The organism is Pseudomonas sp. LBUM1658, assembly GCF_059716055.1.
Genome location: NZ_CP166798.1, coordinates 2,853,902 through 2,871,880 on the forward strand (window position 1 = coordinate 2,853,902; position 17,979 = coordinate 2,871,880).

Here is a 17,979-nt window from a genome sequence, read left to right on the forward strand (position 1 = left end):
CTGTGCTCGTTCGAATTGGCACGTCACCGTTTTCAAAAGCCATCGAGCCACGGTGCATCTTCGCTGACGGCAAGTTTTTGACGATGTAACCAGATCGGGTGTATGACCCGCACACGGCTGAGCAATCAATGCTCGCTGGGGTATTCGCTCACCCGGAATTTATAAATGACATTTTAGTTCATTATGACATTCGAGGTTGGTATGAGCACAGAAGTGATTTTTCAGGACGTCGATACCCTCACTGCAATTGTTCCGGCACCGACGCTGCCAGAGCTGATCAAACGCGCCGAGGCGCTGCAGCCGCTACTGCGCAAGAACACGGTTGCATGCGAAAAAGACCGCCGCACGTGTGACGAGAACATTGACGCCATTCGTGAAGCAGGGCTGTTCCGGTTGATGGTGCCCAAGCGTTATGGCGGCTACGAAGGCACGCTGCGTTCGCACCTCGAGGTGTCCGCGGCGCTGGGCGAAGCTTGTGGCGGGACCGCGTGGGTCGTTGCATTGACCAACGTGTGTGCCTGGTTCACCTCCCTGTTTTCCGAACAAGCTCAAGACGAAGTATTCGGCGCTAACCCGGACGCTCGGGTCGCCGGGGTGTTTAACGCTTCGCCGACAACTCGGCGTGTAGACGGTGGACTGATCGTCTCTGGAAAGTGGTATTCGTCTTCGGGCAGCCTTCACTCCGACTGGGCCGCTGTCGGTGCCGAAGAGCGCGATAGCAACGGCGCTGTCGTCGCACAGTATCTCGCGCTGATGCCTAAATCGGACTACAGCATCGAAGACACCTGGTTCACCGCCGGCATGCGCGCTTCAGGCAGCAACTGCATTGTTGCCGATGAAATATTCGTGCCCGATCATCGTCTGCTGAACCTCGGCGATGCGATCGAGGGCAAATACGCCACCGAATTCAAAGACGAAGTGGCTTACCGCGCGTTGTTCGTCCCGTTTGCTTCGCTGATTCTCAATGGCCCGCAACTCGGCTTGGGCCGCGCTGCGTTGAAATACGTGATCGACAATGCGCCGCGTCGAGCCGTGGCTTACACCTCGTTCGAAAAGCAGACGGACTCGGTCGTGTTTCAGACCCAGATCGCAGAGGCGGCCCTCAAGATTGACACCGCTCACCTGCGTGCTTTCCGCGCCACCGATGAGATTGACGAAGCCTCGCGCCAGGGCATCAAGCTGGATGCTTTGACGCGGGCGCGAATTCGCGCTGACGTAGGCCTGATCAACACCCTGATCACTGACGCGATTAACATTCTGTTGTCCGCTCATGGCGCCGGGAGCTTTTCCGAGGCCAGTCCGATGCAACGCTGGTGGCGCGATTCGAACACTGCAGCACGGCACGCCGTGGCGTTGCCTGCGATAGGGAGCGAGCTATATGGCAAGGCGCTACTGGGCGTGGAAAACACCGTCACGCCGCTGATCTAAGCGCCGCCACGAACCTGAGGATTCTCCTATGGACGCCAAACTTCTGCGCTCAGTAATGGGCCAGTTCGCCACCGGGGTGACCGTCGTCACCTTCGTCGCCGACGGCCAGCCAGCCGGCATGACCGCCAACGCTTTCATGTCGGTCTCGTTGGAACCCCCGCTAATCCTGATTTCAATCCGCAATGCCTCGAGCTTCAACCAGTTTGTTGGTGAGGGCGTGCGTTTTGGGATCAATTTTCTTGCCGAAAGTCAGCGTTGGCTCAGCGGTCATTTCGGTGGGCGCCCGGAGGAGGGGGCTGTGCTGCCTTTCACCTACCACGGGGACACGCCATTGCTGGACGGCAGTCTCGTGCAGCTCGTCGCACGTACGGTCGACGTGCACCCGGCCGGTGACCACCTGCTCTACATCGGCGAGATCGAGCATGTGCGCATCGGGGCACAACGTAAGCCGCTGCTTTTTTATAGTGGTCGCTACCACCAAATGCACGCCCGCGCGCCAAGCGCCGAGTGGAGTGGTTGCGTCGACGTCTGGTGACTTCCGTCCATTAGAAAAAGATAGACGCTGAAACAGCTTGAGTTGGTATCCCCACCGTGGAATGTCAGGGGCCGGCTCATGCCGACTATATGTAAACCGAGTGATTTGCCATGACCGCTAACATACGCGAATTGCCTGTGCAAACAGACAACGACATCGATAAGCAGGAAACCCTCGAGTGGCTCGACGCGCTGGAGAGCATCGCTCGCAGTGCCGGCAGCGAACGTGTGGATTTCCTTCTGCAACGCCTCGATGAGCACGCCAGCCACTTGGGTGTGCGGCGTTCCGCCCACCCGTATTCGCAATATCAGAACAGCATCGCCCTAGAAAAACAGCCGGCATTCCCCGGTGATCTGGCGATGGAAGAACGCATCACTTCGATCATTCGCTGGAACGCTTTGGCGATGGTGGCAAGAGCCAACAAGGCCTATGGGGAACTGGGCGGCCACATCGCCAGTTACGCGTCAGCTGCCGAGATTTTTGAAGTGGGGTTCAACCACTTCTTCCGTGCCGATAACGCCGAATCCAAAGGTGATCTGGTTTACTTTCAACCGCACTCGGCGCCTGGCGTCTATGCGCGCGCTTTTCTCGAAGGGCACCTTGATGAGTCGCAATTGAGTCGATACCGCCAGGAAGTCGATGGAGGCGGTTTGTGCTCCTATCCGCATCCTTGGTTGATGCCCGATTTCTGGCAGTTTCCGACCGGTTCAATGGGCATCGGCCCCATCAGTTCAATCTATCAGGCACGCTTTCTGCGCTACCTGGAACATCGCGGTATCGCTGACACCTCCAAGCGCCACGTCTGGGGTGTATTCGGCGATGGCGAGATGGACGAGCCGGAATCCATTGCTGCGTTATCGCTCGCGGCGCGCGAGAACCTCGACAACCTGACCTTTATCGTCAACTGCAACCTGCAACGTCTGGACGGGCCAGTGCGCGGCAACGGTCAGATTATTCAAGAGTTGGAGTCGCTGTTCAGTGGCGCCGGCTGGAACGTGATCAAGGTGGTCTGGGGCTCGGATTGGGATGCGTTGTTCGCGCGTGATCGCAACAACGTTCTGCTACGCCGCTTTGCCCACACCGTCGATGGCCAGTACCAAACCCTGGGTGCCAATGATGGCGCTTACAACCTCGAGCATTTCTTCGATCTCGATCCAGAGTTGCAGGCGTTGGTGTCGCACATGACGCCGCAAGAAATTGATGGACTGCGCCGTGGCGGTCACGATTTCCGCAAGCTTTACGCCGCGTTTGCGGCCGCCAAACAGCATAACGGTCAGCCCACGGTGATCCTCGCCAAGACCAAAAAAGGCTATGGTATGGGACTGGCTGGCGAGTCGCGTAACACGTCGCACATGCAAAAAAAGCTCGATGTCGAGGCACTCAAGGCGTTTCGTGACCGCTTTGCGCTTCCGATGGACGACGAAACGCTGGAGGAAATGCGCTTCTACAAACCCGCTGAAGACAGTGCAGAAATGCGCTACCTGCATGCCCGGCGCACTGAGCAGGGTGGTTACATGCCGCGTCGCAAGACCCAGGCTGACGCTCTGTCGGTGCCGGCGCTGGCCAGTTATGCGCAGTTCGCGCTGACCCCGGATGAGCGTGAAACGTCGACGACGACAGCGGTCGTCCGGTTGTTCACCAACCTGCTCAAGGACAAACAATTGGGCCCGCGCATCGTGCCCATTGTCGCTGACGAGGCTCGCACCTTCGGTATGGCCAACCTGTTCCGTCAGATCGGTATCTACTCACCCGTTGGGCAGCTGTACGAACCGGAAGATGCCGGGGCGATGCTCTACTACAAAGAGTCCAAGGACGGTCAGCTGTTGGAAGAGGGCATTACCGAAGCCGGTGCTATCTCCTCCTGGGTGGCGGCGGCCACGTCCTACAGCGTGAATGGCATCACCATGTTGCCGTTTTACATCTACTACTCGATGTTTGGCTTTCAGCGCATCGGCGACCTGATCTGGGCTGCCGCCGATCAGCGTGCCCGCGGTTTCCTGATCGGCGCCACGGCCGGCCGCACCACGCTATCCGGTGAAGGATTGCAGCACCAGGACGGCACCAGCCAGCTGATTGCTTCCACTGTCCCGAATTGCCGCGCCTACGACCCGGCGTTCGCCAGTGAGGTCGCGGTGATCATCGATCATGGCAGCCGACGCATGCTCGAAGAGCAGCATGACGAGTTCTACTACCTGACGGTAACCAACGAGAACTACACCCAGGCGCCACTCACCGAAAGTGAGTACGACGCAGTGATCAAAGGCATGCGCCGTTTCGGTGGTCGCGGCGACGAGGGCGTTGCACCCGCAGTGCGACTGCTTGGCTCGGGTTCGATACTGCGCGAGGTGATCGCTGCCGCCGAATTGCTCGCCGAGGATTGGGGCGTCAGCAGCGAAATCTGGAGTGTCACCAGCTTCTCCGAGCTGGCGCGTGAAGCTCGCGAAGCAGAGCGCAGCGCACTGTTTGGCGGCGAACTTCAGTCGCAGAGTTACGTGCAGCAATGCCTGTCCGGCGACGTGCCGGTTGTGGCTGCCACCGATTATGTGCGCGGCTATGCGCAACTGATCGCCCCATACATCCATGCGCCCTACATCGCCCTGGGCACCGATGGCTTCGGCCGCAGTGACACCCGCCCTGCACTGCGCCGTTTCTTCGAGATGGATAGCCAGCACATCGCTGTCGCCGCATTGGCTGCCGTTGATCCACAAAAAGCGGCACAAGCCCGTGAGCGCTACGGCATTGACGTCGTCCTCGACGCCCCGTGGAACCGCTGAATCGAGAACAAGGAGACTGACTTATGCAACAACTCATGGTTCCCGATATTGGTGATTTTCAGGACCTGCCGGTGATCGATGTACTGATCAAGCCCGGTGACAAGGTCTCGGTCGAGCAGGCATTGATCACCCTTGAATCCGACAAGGCGGTGATGGATGTGCCCAGCACCCGTGATTGCACGATTCGTGAGGTACTGATCAAACCCGGCGACATCGTTTCCAGGGGCAGTGTGATTGCCCATGTCGATTTTGCCGATATCATCGAGGTCCAGCCAGCGATAACGGCAGCACCCGTGACCACCTCGACGCCCGTTGCGGTGGCTCCAGTGGGTGCTCCGGTGGTTGCCCCGGTGCCATCGGCAGTCACACCGACGGAAGAGGTCGTTGCCAACGCCAACAAGCCGCGCATTGCGTCGATGGCCCTAGCCGGTCCCGCCGTCCGCAAGCTGGCCCGTGAACTGGGTGTTGATCTGGATGAAGTAAAGGCCAGCGATCCCAGCGGTCGAATTCAGCGTGACGACGTCAAGGCTTTCGTCAAAGCCCAGCGAGCCATGCCCACACCGACGGCTGGCACAGGCTCTGGCTTTAGTGTGCTGCCGTGGCCGGTGGTCGACTTCGCCAAATTCGGCCCGATCGAGCGTCGTTCGATGTCGCGTCTTAAGCGCATTTCTGCGGCCAACCTGCATCGCAATTGGGTGAGCATCCCGCACGTCACCAATCACAGTCAAACCGATATCAGCGATCTCGAATCGTTGCGTGTCCAGCTCAACCAGGAGGCGAGGGAAGGACAGGCCAAGATCACTTTGCTGGCGTTCCTGATCAAGGCGTGTGTGGCGGCGTTACAGCGGTTCCCGCAGTTCAATGTGAGCCTGGAAGGCGAGGAAGTGGTGCACAAGCAGTACTTCCACATCGGTTTCGCTGCCGATACGCCCAACGGCCTGGTGGTCCCGGTGATTCGCGATGCGGATCGAAAAGGTATCGCGGAGCTCGCCGCTGAAATGGCCGAACTCTCGCAATTGGCACGCAATGGCAAGCTTTCCGGAGATCAGATGCGCGGCGGCTGCTTCACCGTTTCGTCGTTGGGCGGCATTGGCGGGGGGCATTTCACCCCGATCATCAACGCACCGGAAGTGGCGATTCTGGGCGTCGGCAAGGCATCCATGCAGCCCACTTGGGACAGCTCGGCATTCCAGCCGCGGCTGCAATTGCCGTTATCGCTGTCGTGGGATCACCGCGCCGTGGACGGCGCTGAAGCCGGCCGGTTCCTCGCCTATCTGGTAACTCTGCTGGCGGACTTCCGCCGTGTCTCGATCTGACTCATCACAACAAGAACAAGGAGAACGAAAAATGACTGCTCTGCAAGCAACCAGCCTCGATACCGGCGCTCAACGCATTGCGCCCTTCAAAATGGCTCACCTGGTCTACCGCTGCGCCGATCGCAAATCCATGGTCGAGTGGTACCGCAAACTGTTCCAGGCCGACCTGGTGTTCGAGGACGACATACTGACCTTTATCACCTACGACGATGAGCACCACCGCCTGGCCTTTTTCAACATGCCGGAGTTGCCGGAAAAAACCGACAACATGGTCGGTGTTCACCACATCGCTTACAGCTATCGGACCATTGGCGAATTGCTCGCTACGTACGAGCGGCTCAAGGGCCTGAATATGGTGCCGGTCTGGTCGATCAACCACGGACCGACCACTTCGCTTTATTACCGGGATCCTGAGGGCAACGACATCGAGTTGCAGGTCGACAATTTCGTCGATGCCGCTGATGCCGCTGCCTTCTTTCATTCCGAGACCTTTGCCGCTAACCCGATTGGCACCGAATTCAATGCTGATGAACTGGTCGCGATGTGGCGCGCAGGCGCTGGTGATGAACAACTCTGCACATTAGGCGCCGCAGCTACAGGCGTAAATCTTGGTCCTCAATACAGGTAAATAACATGAAACTTTGTACGTTCCAGATTCAGGATGGCGCCCCTGCGGTCGGGTTGGTTGTGGGAGAGAAGGTCATTCGCATCAGTGACCATCTCAGGGCTGCACCGGGCAGCATGATTGAGTTGATCACCGCGTGGGCCGATTGGCGCAAGCCTCTGCAACAACTGGCTGCAAGCGGCGCGCCCGGCATTGCGCTGGATCAAATCACGCTGCTGGCACCCGTGCCGCGCCCGGGCAAGATCCTCGGTATTGGTCTCAACTACGCCGACCATGTCGAGGAGTCGGGCATGGACATGCCGGCCGACCAATTGTGGTTCGCCATGATGACTACTTCGGCCAACGGTCCTTTCCATCCTGTCGATTTGCCGAAAGTGTCCGAGACCCTCGATTACGAAGCTGAAATGGTCTTTATCGTCGGCCAGCAGTGTCGCCACCTCACACCGGAGTCTGCGAAAGAGGCGATCTTCGGCTATTGCGTCGGTAATGACGTCAGCGTGCGGGACTGGCAGCTGCGTACATCGCAATTTACTTTGGGCAAGTCGTTCGATACCCACGCGCCATTCGGCCCGTGGATTGTCACCGCTGATGACGTGGATGATCCGCACCAGCTTGGCATTAAATGCTTCGTCAATGATGAGAAGCGGCAGGATTCGAACACCAATCAGCTGATTTTCGACTGCTTTCAGCAAATCGAGCACCTCTCCAAGGTCATGACCCTGGAACCTGGCGACGTCATTTTCACCGGTACTCCAGGTGGCATCGGCGGTGGCTTCAAGCCTGCGCGCTGGCTGCGCAATGGCGATCGTGTGCGCGTCGAAATCGACGGACTTGGCACCATCGAAAACGTGGTGCGCGCCGAAGTCTGATGCGTGCAGGGTATGGGCCGCGGGCACACAGCTGGCAGCCCTTCAATTTTTCCACCCAGGGGGAACACGTATGAATGAGCAAGCGATCGTTAACACCATTAAAGAGCTTGAAAATGCGCGCTGCCGTGCGCTGGTGGCAGGCGACCTCGGCGCATTGGGCGAGCTGGTTGATGACCAGTTGGTGCACGTCCACGCCACCGGCCAGGTCGACGATAAACACGGCTATCTGAAGATGGTCGAGACCGCCATCCGATTCCTGAAAGTCGAACGGCAGGACCTTCAGGTACGCGTTTACGCCGACGTAGCGGTCGCCACCGGGCGCCTGTTGCAGAGCATCGAATTTTGCGGCACTGGCGAGCATCGTGAGATGAACGCGATCGCCACTCAGATCTGGTTACGTCGTGATAACGCCTGGCGCCAGATCAGTTTCCAAGCCACTAACGTCTAACGCCAACCCAGTGCCAACCCACCTGAAGAGGTGGGTTTCTGACAATAAAAACAAGAGACAGAAAATGAAGAACATCAAGGTGAAAGCGCTTGGTGCGGTTCTGGCCGCCCTCGCGATTGTGAACTGCTATGCCGATGAAACTGAAAAGCCAGGTGAAGGTACATTGTTTCGCAGCGTGTTCGGCGAAGGCCTGGAGCGCGACTATGGCATCACCGTATCCAACTTGTTGGATATAGGGTATTCGCGCAATAACCGCTCTACCCATAAAGAACGAGAGGATGGACTGAGCAATTTGCCAATCACTGGCATGTCTGATGAAGGATTGGAACTTGGCAGCCTTCACCTCTTTGTCGACAAACAACTCAAGGGTAATTTCATCCCGCGCATTACTCCGCTACCAGGCCCAAAATCAGAGGATTTTTCTTTCGGTTTTACCGCCGAACTCAACTATGGTCGTAACTCCCAGTTCGCCAGGACTTATGGCTGGGATATGGCTCTGGACATGAACGAGCAAGTCAATTCCAAAGCACAGCGTGACAAAGATTATTTCCTCTCGATTCCCAATTCAGCCGTAGAGATGTACGTCCCTTATGGCCCCGGTGTCAATTTCATGGCTGGCGTATTCGGCCCCGCTATAGGTTATGAAATCCCGCCCAATGTTCGCTTCGCGCGAAACCCTTTTGCCAGCAAAACTTACGCCTTTGTCAGCGAGCCCGGCACAGTCGCCGGGGTGCTCGCGAGTAGTCGTGTCTATAACGGGGACTTGGGTATCCTGGGGCTCGAAATGGGTGTGGTGCAGGGTTGGAATAACCTTCGCGATAATAACGACGACAAATCGCTGATGGGCGCGATGCGCTGGCGCACACAGGATATGAATACCTGGATCGATTACGAATTCATTGTCGGTAATGAACAGAATGACGACTTTAGTGATGTGCAGACACCGCCCGCGCGAGTTGTTTCGCCGTCGGGGCAATTCAAGCAGCAACACTCGTTGAATGGCTGGCACAAATTTGACCAGCACTGGTCGATGGGCGCCGAAGTTGTTTATGGCCGTCAGAATGGGGATGGAAAAGCCTCGACTGTAGATGTCGTCAATGGTCCTGGTTTCGACGGCGCCTCCTGGTGGGGGGCCAACGCGGTGGTTACCTATCAGATTCAACCGCAGCTGTCCTGGTCCCTGCGGGGTGACCACTTCAGTGACCCAGATGGTTTTATCCTCTTCCCGACAACGACTGCCCAAGGTGACTTCAACGCTGTCACCACGGGTTTTCGTTATGACGTCAACAAGAACCTGTCGCTGCGCCCGGAACTGCGTTACGACTGGTTCGATGCGCGAGATCATGACCGTCCATACGGCAACGGTCGCGATCGCACGCAACTGAGCACTATGGTCGAGGCGCTCTATTATTTTTAGTACTGCTTCAACGCCATCGCTCGTTGTCAAACACACCGAGCGATGGTTTTTTGCGCCTGCTATCTGTCTCGTTTCAAAAGTACACCAGCGCTTCCACGGTAGCGGTCAACTGGTTACGGGCATCGCCTTGACCAAACGGATGTGCATCGTCGCGACCATCGAACCAGTCGTATCGCAACTCCGGGCGCAGTGACAGATATTTGTTGAAGTCGTAACGCACCCCCGTCGTCAGTGCGTTGAACGCGCCGCGAGAGGTGGAGGAGGGAAACAGAACATAGCCGTCCGGGTCGTCGAAATGCTCGGCGCGCACTGAGAACGACAAGTCCTTGCGCTGCTGGTAGGTCAGCACGACGTTGGCACCCCACCAATGCGCGCCATCAAAACCGGGTCCGGTGACGATGTCGACGGTGGAAGCCTTGCCGTCGCCGTCCTGATGGCCGTAGACCATTTCCCCACCCATCGACCATTGCTCATTGAACCGATGCCAGCCATTGAGCGAGTGTTGCTGCTTGAACTGGCCGTCGCTGGAGATCAGCCGTCCCCGGGAAGTTTGAATGTCGCTGCGGCTGTCATTCTGCGAGTCGCCGACAAGAAACTCATAGTCGATCCAGGTGTTCATATCCGGTGTGCGCCAACGCAAAGCCCCCAGCATCGCCTTGCTATCGTTGTTGTCCCGCAGGTTGCCCTGACCCTGAATCACCCCCAGTTCGGCACCGAGTAACATGCTGGAGTTGTTGATCAGACGTTTACCCAGCAGGAAGCCGGAAACAGCCCCGGATTCGGTCATGAAGGCATAGGAACGGCTGGCGAACGGGTTGCGTGCGGCCCGTACGTTGGGTGGTATTTCGTAACCCAGCCCTGAGCCGAAGATGCCGGCGATCGCGGTGAAGCCACCTGCATACGGCAGGTAAGCCGTGGCGGCAATGTTGGGGACGGCGAGAAAGTTCTGCTTATCGCGGCGGGCCTTGTCCGCATCGTTATCGCCGGGCGAATTGATGCCCCAATGCATATCCCAGCCATATGTGCGGGCCTGTTGAGCATTGCGACCGTAGGCGGCCTCAAGCGTAAAGCCGAAGGAGGCTTCGGTGGGCGTTGGGCCGGGCAGAGGTGTCACCCGCGGGATGAAGTTTGCCTTCAACGCTTTATCGGCAAACAGGTGAAGGGTCGCGAGTTCAAAACCTTCATCAGAAAAACCCGCGATCGGTGTGTTGGTTTGCCCTGACTTGCGATCATCGTGGGATGAGTTGTTGTTGTGCGAGTAACCGGCGTCCAGCAGGCCGGATACCTTGATGCCGTAATCGCGTTCCAGCGAGTCGCCGAAAATGCTACGAAACACGGTGCCTTCGCCGACGTCGGCAGGCTGGCCGGCAAGACAGTGGCTTGTTGCGAGTGCGAGCAGAACCGCACCAAACGATTTGACGTTGATGTTCTTCATGGGGCTTCTCTTATTTTTATCGGGGATGCGGCCATCCACTGGCCACTAGCTGCGGCCGTCAGTTGGTAGCGGGTATTCCCACCACTCGGTTCAGGCGCCAGAAGCTGAAGATGCCGAGCGCCGCGATGCCGGCGGGAATGGCGGCCGCCACCAGCAGATCACTCGTTGACCACTGTAGGTGCAGCAATGTGGCGCCAATGAAAGGTCCACAGATGCCACCCAGGCGACCGACACCCAGCGTCCAGCCAGTACCGGTGGCGCGCAATGCAGTCGGATAAAAAGTGGCGGTCATGGCATTCAACGCCGCCTGACCGCCGAGGATGCCAAAGCCTGCGACAGCGATTGTCAGGTAAGCGAGATTGATCGAAGCGTAGAAATGGCTAAACAAAAGGATGGCGATGGCAGACACGATAAACGTGGGCACCAGCACGACGCCGAAACCACGGCGGTCGACAAACCAGCCCAGCAGCCAGCCGCCCGCCAAGCCACCCAGCCACATAGATGTGCCGGCAAGCACCGCTTGCGAAGGGGTATGGCCTGCGCCGCTCATCAGTACCGGCGTCCATGAGGCGAGGAAGTAAACGCAGAGCATGTTCATAAAGTTGATCAGCCACAACAACAGCGTGCCCGGCAGCCGACCCTCGGCGAACAACAGAGAGAACGACAGGCCTTTCTTGCGCGGTTCACCGATCACCAGGACAGTCTGTGGATCGATCTGCAGGCTAGGCTCGATGCGTTTGAGGATGGTCCTGACACGGTCGAGCTGGCGTGCACGCAGTACGCACCATTGCAGTGATTCGGGTAGGGCGAAAAACATCAGCACACCCAAGCACAGCGGTGCGATGGCGCCCAGGTAGAAAACCGCTTGCCAGCCATACTGTGGAATAAGCGCGGCTGCGATAGCGCCGCCGACCAGGCCACCGACCACCATGCCCGACGACACCAGCGTCAACAGCATTACACGGTTGTGCCGAGGTGCAAATTCCGTCACCAGGGTGGCAACGTTCGGCACAATGGCACCCATGGCGATACCGGTGAAAAACCGCAGCGTCATCAGGCCATCCACTGTCGTCGCGTGGGCGGTGAAAAACATCAAAACCGCCATGACCAGCGAGGCCGTCACCAGCACTGGCCGCCGACCCACGCGGTCGGCCACCGAGCCCAGCGCAAGCGATCCGATCAACATGCCGAGCATACTGATGCTGAACACCGGACCCAGGTTGGCTTTGGGAATGCCCCAGTCGGCGATGAGGCTGGGCGCGGCATAGGCCATGGCTTGGATATCGAAGCCATCGACGACCATGCACAGGAAGCATTGAACGAGCACAAGTAGCTGAAAGGCGCCCAAACGGCTTCTTTCGACGATCACGCAGATGTCGAGTTGATTGTTCACAAGCAAATACCTCTGTTGTAATTATTTTCGGTAATAGCGGTGTTCGGTTTGCAATGTCAGAACGAGTGGGCGGTGAGGATAAGATCCCGGTTGTAAAGGTTGGCGATGGCGGGCTATCAGTCAGCGAGCCATGCGCAAGCTTCGGCCCGCATGCCTTGTTCAAGCTCGCTGCCGCGGGTGGCAAATAGACGATTCAGTGGAAAGCCGCTCTTATCCAATAGATAGGCCAGCGGCGCGTATTCACGCGGATAACGCGCCACGATGTCACGGTCAATCTCGACCAGGCCTTGTGGGAAGGTGAAGCTACCCATGTCATAGATGCTTTGGCGCTTGACCAGCTTCCACAGACCTTCGCGTTTTTCGGCTAGGTCATAAAAACGGTTGTGCACGCTGCACCCCAGACCCAGCTTGGCGTTTTCGGCAACGATCACCGCATTGGTTTCGACAATGGCTCTATTGCCTTTGAAAGTAACCACCGGTGTGCCGATCAGGTGTTTGGTGCGCAAGTCGGACTTGCCCATGCGCTTGGAGCCTTCGACAAACTCGGCGAACGGCCCTTCAAACCAGGTGATTTCAATGATCCCGTCAGGATGAGCGAGCTTGGCCAATTCGTCCCATTGGCCCAAGTCGCGATGAATCCAGCCGGTGATCAGGTCAGTGATTTGAAAACGGTCTTCCAGGTAAGTCTGCATGAGGTGTCCTTGGCAGGTAACGGGATGTCGAAGTTAGCATCGTCTTCTGGACAGATAACTTCAAATAGATTGATATGAACAATCGATCATTAAATCTGATGGGGTGGGCAATGGATCTGCGGCATTTACGTTATTTTTTAGCAGTTGCCGAGGAAGGCCATTTTGGTCGGGCAGCCCAGCGTCTGCACATTGTTCAGTCCGCTCTGAGCATGCAAATCCGTTCTCTGGAGGAAGAGCTCGGCGGGCCTCTGTTCTTGCGCACCAGCCGTCGCGTAGAGCTCACGGAGGCTGGTGTCCTGTTGCGTGCCGAAGCGCAACGCACCCTCGACCAGGCGGCGCACGCCCAACAAGTAGTGCAGCGGTCTCTACGCGGGGAAATGGGCACAGTACGGATTGGCTTTGCAGGCAATGCCGTGTTTAGTGGTAGGTTAATGGTGGACGTTCGCGCATTTCGTACGGCGTACCCTGACGCGGAAGTCGTCCTCCGCGAGCTGGCGCCGCACCTGCAGGTCGAAGCCATTCAGAACGGGCAGCTGGATTTGGGTTATGCCCCGAGTCATGGCGGACAGGCCCTAGACAACGCACTGCTGTTTGAGCGGATTGGAACGTGGCCCTTGGTCGTTGCGATGCCTGAGGACCATCCGTTGGCGAATCAGCAGCCTTTGCGCGTGCCGATGCTGGGTGCCGAGTCGTTGATCGTCTATGCCGCCCACGGCGCGGATGAACATATGCTTGCTGCGCTTCGTAAAGCACTGGGGCGTGAGCCCAAGGTTCAGCGCACCACCAGCACCTTGAGTGTGCTGGCATTGGTGGCCGCTGGAATGGGCGTAGCACTGGTGCCCGCGCCTTTGATACAAGTCATGATTCCCGGTGTGATCTATCGAACATTCGATGACGTCGAACCACAAGCCGACCTATTGCTCATCAGCCGCGTGAATGAAACTGCGGGTGCGGTGCACGCGTTCCTGAAGGTTGCACGCCAAGGAGGAATGGCCGCTGCGACTCCAAGACAGTCCTGACTGGCAAGCTTCTCTTAGTCGTGCCAGCAGCGGTACCAGCCATTTTTCTCGCTGATGTGTAGCGGGGTCTGATACAGCTCCGACAAGTTTTTACTCGTCAGAATGTCGGGTTTTGGGCCGTCAGCAATAATTTGTCCTCGGTTGATTAGCACCACGCGGTCAATTTCGGGAATGATCTCGTCAACGTGGTGAGTGGTGATGATCAATGACCGGTCTTCACTGCAAAAGCTGCGCAACAGCGTCAACATCGTCAGGCTGGCGCCCATGTCCAGGCCATTGGCGGGCTCATCGAAAATCAACGCCTCGGGATGATGAACAAGCGCTCGGGCCAGCAGGAGGCGCCGTTTCTGGCCGGTGGAAAGGCGTTGAAACATGCAGGCCTCATCCTGTCCAATCCCGAGTCTGGTCATCATCGCCCGCGCCTGATCGACCTGGATATTCGTCGGTTGAAGGTATTCATGACTGCCAATGGCACCGAAAAACCCAGAAACGACAACCTCTAATGCCGTGGTATAGGGCGTGTAGTTCTCTTGCAGGTCGTGCGAAACAAAGCCGATCCTGTCCCGCAACTGCCAAAGATGAATCGTTTCGCTGTCAAAGAGCTTCAGGTAGCTGCCTTCCTGCGCAACGGGATACAGCTCCCGGTTTATCAGTTTAAGCAGGGTGCTTTTTCCCGCGCCGTTGGGACCCAGGATTGCCACGCGCTCCTGCGGCTCAATCTTCAACGACAACCGATTAAGGACCTTCGTCTGTTGCTGATACGCGGTGACTTGATGAAATTCGATCATGTGTAAAACCTTGCAGAATAATTACTGACGCCCGAGCTAGATGCGGAACCTGTTGATGTGCTCGCGCAGGCCTGTGGCCTGACGCGAGAGTTCTTCGCTGGTCATATGAATCTGTACAGCGCCCGCCGAGGTTTGCATCGACAGATCACGAATGCTGATCAAGCTCCGGTCAATCTCCCGAGAGACTTGGGCTTGCTGCTCCGACGCAGTGGCGATGACGATGTTCATTTGACTGATCGTCTCGACAGCAACGGTCACCTGTTGCAGTGCCGAATCCGCTTCCTGAGCGATGCCCAACGTCGAGTTGACACGTTCGGTGCTCAGTTGCATGGAGGACAGCGTATATGTCGCCACGCTGCGCAACTCGCTGACCATGTGCTCGATCTCGCCCGTCGATTGTTGCGTCCTGAATGCCAATGGCCGGACTTCCTCGGCGACAACGGCGAAACCGCTGCCCGCTTCGCCAGCCCGGGCGGCCTCAATCGCCGCATTAAGCGCCAGAAGGTTGGTCTGCTCGGCAATCGACCGTATCACTTCAAGCACCCGGTTGATGCTGGACACGCTGCTTGCAAGTTCCTCCACACGATCAGCGGTAATCGAAATGCCCTCTGCTAAAACTGAGAGCGACTCAAGCGTCTCGACGACGCGGGCTTTACCGGTTTGTGCCGCGACATCTGTGGTTCGTGAAGCGTGTGCCGTAGCCGATGCATTTCTCGCCACTTCATCGACTGCAGCGGTCATTTCATTCACGGCTGTGGCGGCTTGCTCGATTTCCCTGTTCTGTTCCTGGAGCCCGCTCGTGGCGGTTGCTATCACTGAGTGAAACTGCTGCGAGGACGAAGCCAACAGGGTGGAAGAGTCCGTTATACGCAGGACGGTGTCGTGAAGATTGCCCTGCATGGCTTTCAATGCCTGAAGCAATAAGGCTGGCTCATCTTTCCCGCTATCGTCGATTGAAGAGGTTAAATCACCTCGTGCAATACTCTCTGCGACCTTAAGGGCGTTGAGCAATGGCTGGTTGATACTTCTCGTGTAGAGCGTTGCCAGCAATACCGTCAGCAGGGCGGCCAGCGCCATTGCCGCAATGACCCCCGTCACGACACGCTCACGTGTCTGCTGTTCGTTTTCAGCTGCCTGGTGATAATGCTTCAAATAAAAATCCAGCAGTTCACCCGAGCTTGCACCCAGTTCCATGGCAAATTTATCGATAGGGCCGTTGAGTATTTCTGTAGCTGCCTGCGGTTTACCCTCTGCTGCCAGTCGGATCACCTCAAGCTGTTCATGCCTGAACGCTTTCGAGGCGAGCAAGTAACGTTCGAAAATGTCTCGCTCCGACTTTTCGTGCAGGTGCGTGGCAAAATCATCTTGCTGCTGCCGAACACTGTCGAGTACTTGCATCAGCGCCGTCTGATTGGCAGCCAAGGCCACCGGGTCCCGTAGAACGACCATTCGGAAGGTCATGATTCCGGCTCGATCTTCCGTTGTGTTCAGCGCCGCAAGCCGGATGATTCCAGGGACCCAGACCTCTCTGATGGCTTCGGACTGCACGCTCATTTGCTTGACCATACTCAATGAGAACAGGCCAAGCAGCAGGACGACCAAGCCAATCAATCCAAAGCCGAAAATCGAGCGCGGTGCCAACTTCATTTTTCTGAAAAACAACGGATTTGTCCTCAAAGAAGGGGATCGCAGCGTGCGCATTGATGGACGCTTGGTTTATGCGCCATGTCATGCCGAAAAGCAGATGAGACGGCGCCAGCTTGTGGCTGGCGCCGTTACTTCAATGAAACGCTTTAGGGAAATCAGCGCCGGGCGATCGTGGCGCCAGGCACTGGCACGCTCATCGTGTGCGTGACGGGGAGCGTTGTGCTTGCGAACGAACACTCCCATTCCGACATCCTGTCGCTCCCCTGATGGAGAGTGAATTTTGTTACACGCGGTCTATTCCTTCGACCGCAGGTTCGGCCACTCTGGCCGGTGCGGTTTCACGTAAACAGGTCGCGACCAGCAACCCCACCAGTACTGCGCCGAGTGCCAGGTACATGGTGTTTTCGATCCCGTGATGCTGTGCGATGTAGCCCGCGATAGCAGGAGCGACACCGCCGCCAAAAATCTCACCGATGCCCACCACCAACCCGGTAGCAGTCGACGTCAGCGCGGCCGGAACGGATTCACTGGTGAGTGGCCCGACCGTCATGCAGATCATGCTGAAGTTGAAAAAAATCGTCAGAAACAGCAGCGAGAACAACTTTATCGGTTCGGCGCCGGTGCCCATCAGCAACCAAAGAAACACACCAGTGGCGACGAACGATATGAGCACCACAGGTTTACGACCGATGCGGTCTGAGACGGCAGGCATGATCAATTGCCCGAGAAAACCACCCAGGCCGATAGCCGACATGACGAAGCCCATCTGCTGCACTTCCAGGTGCAAATAGTCCATCAGGTAGTTAGGCATCATCACGCTGATCACGAACAGGCAGGTCAACATGCAGAACATTCCGACGATGTTCAGCAGTACGTTGCGATAGCGCAAGGCATCCAGCCAGCGTGGGTGATCCACTGCAGCACTGGCTTCGGCTTTTTTCGGAGTGACTGCACGCGTTTCCCGCAAGTAACGGTACATCGCCAATGCTAGCAAGAAGCCCGGCAGCGAAACGATGACGAACACCCAGCGCCACGACGGCACGATGAGCAACAGCTGTGTGGCGAGAATGGGCGCGAGGCCGAGCCCCAGGATGGGGAAAAACGCCTGCTGGATGCCAATATTCATGCCCCGGCGACGCGGATGAGACGACTCGGCCGTAGCCGCCAGCGCGGTTGGAGTGAAGGCGCCTTCGGAGATGCCCATAATCGCCCGGATCAGCATTAATCCGCCAATACCGGTCGCCAGACCGGAAAGGCCCGCAAGAAGTGAGAACACCAACACCGCTGGAATCAGCACTTTGCGTCGACCGATTCGATCGGAAAGCCTACCCATGAAGATCGAAGAGATCCCCCAGGCCAGGCCCAGGATCGCCGTCACGTTGCCCAGATCCTGATAGTTCAGGTTGAGGTCTTTCATCATCACCGGGAACAGCGGCAGGATGATGAAGCGGTCCAGGCCCACCAGCCCGAAGCCCAAGGCCAGCAGGGCTACTGCTTTAAACTCGTAGCGAACATTCCACGCGTGTTTATTGTTATTCATGGTTGTTACTCGGATGGAGTTGAGGTGTGACGGCCGTACGAGCGCCCGACCGC

General features: G+C 57.4%; 14 protein-coding genes and 2 pseudogenes. 9 read left to right on the plus strand and 7 right to left on the minus strand.

The annotated features are described in order from the left end of the window. Positions 1 to 201 precede the first annotated feature (201 nt). From ACA064_RS13150 to ACA064_RS13185, 8 genes are all read left to right on the plus strand, one after another. Positions 202 to 1,428 carry an acyl-CoA dehydrogenase family protein gene (locus tag ACA064_RS13150; RefSeq protein ID WP_497673729.1) on the plus strand — a complete coding sequence of 409 codons (1,227 nt, stop codon included), beginning with the start codon at positions 202 to 204 and terminating at the stop codon, positions 1,426 to 1,428. 28 nt (positions 1,429 to 1,456) lie between these two features. Next, the gene (locus ACA064_RS13155; RefSeq protein WP_497673730.1) at positions 1,457 to 1,963 is read left to right on the plus strand and encodes a flavin reductase family protein; all 507 of its coding nucleotides are present in this window, start codon (positions 1,457 to 1,459) and stop codon (positions 1,961 to 1,963) included. Positions 1,964 to 2,073: 110 nt separating this feature from the next. Next, positions 2,074 to 4,737 (plus strand): alpha-ketoglutarate dehydrogenase, encoded by a 2,664-nt coding sequence (mdeB, locus tag ACA064_RS13160; protein WP_497673731.1) that lies wholly within the window; start codon positions 2,074 to 2,076, stop codon positions 4,735 to 4,737. Between the two features lie 23 nt (positions 4,738 to 4,760). Next, the gene (locus ACA064_RS13165) at positions 4,761 to 6,053 is read left to right on the plus strand and encodes a 2-oxo acid dehydrogenase subunit E2 (RefSeq protein WP_497673732.1); all 1,293 of its coding nucleotides are present in this window, start codon (positions 4,761 to 4,763) and stop codon (positions 6,051 to 6,053) included. A gap of 31 nt (positions 6,054 to 6,084) precedes the next feature. Further along, the gene (locus ACA064_RS13170) at positions 6,085 to 6,681 is read left to right on the plus strand and encodes a VOC family protein (RefSeq protein ID WP_497673733.1); all 597 of its coding nucleotides are present in this window, start codon (positions 6,085 to 6,087) and stop codon (positions 6,679 to 6,681) included. Between the two features lie 5 nt (positions 6,682 to 6,686). Further along, positions 6,687 to 7,547 carry a fumarylacetoacetate hydrolase family protein gene (locus ACA064_RS13175; protein WP_497673734.1) on the plus strand — a complete coding sequence of 287 codons (861 nt, stop codon included), beginning with the start codon at positions 6,687 to 6,689 and terminating at the stop codon, positions 7,545 to 7,547. A 70-nt stretch (positions 7,548 to 7,617) separates the two neighbouring features. Continuing rightward, positions 7,618 to 7,995, plus strand: coding sequence for a nuclear transport factor 2 family protein (locus ACA064_RS13180; RefSeq protein ID WP_497673735.1), 378 nt, complete (start codon positions 7,618 to 7,620; stop codon positions 7,993 to 7,995). Between the two features lie 64 nt (positions 7,996 to 8,059). Next, positions 8,060 to 9,412: an outer membrane beta-barrel protein gene (locus ACA064_RS13185; protein WP_497673736.1), complete on the plus strand. Its 1,353-nt coding sequence runs from the start codon at positions 8,060 to 8,062 to the stop codon at positions 9,410 to 9,412. A gap of 73 nt (positions 9,413 to 9,485) precedes the next feature. Here ACA064_RS13185 and ACA064_RS13190 read toward each other — a convergent pair whose 3' ends face one another. The 3 genes from ACA064_RS13190 to ACA064_RS13200 form a co-directional block, all read right to left on the minus strand. Then, complete coding sequence (locus ACA064_RS13190) at positions 9,486 to 10,847, minus strand: outer membrane beta-barrel protein (protein ID WP_497673737.1); 1,362 nt, start codon at positions 10,845 to 10,847, stop codon at positions 9,486 to 9,488. A gap of 58 nt (positions 10,848 to 10,905) precedes the next feature. Further along, entirely contained in the window at positions 10,906 to 12,240 is a 1,335-nt protein-coding gene (locus tag ACA064_RS13195) for an MFS transporter (protein ID WP_497673738.1), read from the minus strand. A 116-nt stretch (positions 12,241 to 12,356) separates the two neighbouring features. After that, entirely contained in the window at positions 12,357 to 12,932 is a 576-nt protein-coding gene (locus tag ACA064_RS13200) for a nuclear transport factor 2 family protein (protein WP_497673739.1), read from the minus strand. 110 nt (positions 12,933 to 13,042) lie between these two features. On the opposite strand from ACA064_RS13200, the gene ACA064_RS13205 reads away from it, so the two are divergent. Next, complete coding sequence (locus tag ACA064_RS13205) at positions 13,043 to 13,951, plus strand: LysR substrate-binding domain-containing protein (RefSeq protein WP_497673740.1); 909 nt, start codon at positions 13,043 to 13,045, stop codon at positions 13,949 to 13,951. Positions 13,952 to 13,965: 14 nt separating this feature from the next. Here the strand turns inward: ACA064_RS13205 and ACA064_RS13210 are convergent, their stop codons facing one another. The 4 genes and pseudogenes from ACA064_RS13210 to ACA064_RS13225 form a co-directional block, all read right to left on the minus strand. Beyond that, positions 13,966 to 14,739, minus strand: coding sequence for an ABC transporter ATP-binding protein (locus tag ACA064_RS13210; RefSeq protein WP_497673741.1), 774 nt, complete (start codon positions 14,737 to 14,739; stop codon positions 13,966 to 13,968). A gap of 36 nt (positions 14,740 to 14,775) precedes the next feature. Continuing rightward, a pseudogene (locus tag ACA064_RS13215) lies at positions 14,776 to 15,273 on the minus strand (methyl-accepting chemotaxis protein); the annotation flags it as partial. A gap of 357 nt (positions 15,274 to 15,630) precedes the next feature. Beyond that, positions 15,631 to 16,440 (minus strand): annotated as a pseudogene (locus ACA064_RS13220) (MCP four helix bundle domain-containing protein); the annotation flags it as partial. A gap of 229 nt (positions 16,441 to 16,669) precedes the next feature. Further along, positions 16,670 to 17,926, minus strand: coding sequence for an MFS transporter (locus ACA064_RS13225; protein WP_497673742.1), 1,257 nt, complete (start codon positions 17,924 to 17,926; stop codon positions 16,670 to 16,672). Positions 17,927 to 17,979 lie beyond the last annotated feature (53 nt).